1 protein-coding gene is annotated in these 227 nt (G+C 29.1%); it reads right to left on the bottom strand.

What is annotated here, in order from left to right:
• Positions 1-214 (bottom strand): transposase (locus LQ668_RS12350; RefSeq protein ID WP_481817220.1); only part of this gene is annotated, 214 nt, incomplete at its 3' end.
• Positions 215-227: the final 13 nt, after the last annotated feature.

Genomic DNA, 227 nt, shown 5'->3' with positions numbered 1-227 from the left:
AGAAAACAGATTGTGTATATGAATAGAGTATAATCTTTAACATTAATTTAGGATGATATGAGGATGCACCACGAGCGTGAGTAAATTCGTAGAATTCTTCATTAGGTATCGTTTCTACAATTTGATTTACAAAATACGCAATATCATTTTTTGGAATTAAAACTTCAATATCTAGTGGTAGCGTTAATTGAGACATGTTATAATTTTTATACATAAAGCACCTCGTT

This window comes from Mammaliicoccus sp. K-M42 (assembly GCF_022386375.1).
In the GTDB taxonomy this organism is placed as follows: domain Bacteria; phylum Bacillota; class Bacilli; order Staphylococcales; family Staphylococcaceae; genus Mammaliicoccus; species Mammaliicoccus fleurettii.
Note: the sequence above shows the minus strand (reverse complement) of the source record. Positions and strands in the feature narration are given on the sequence as shown.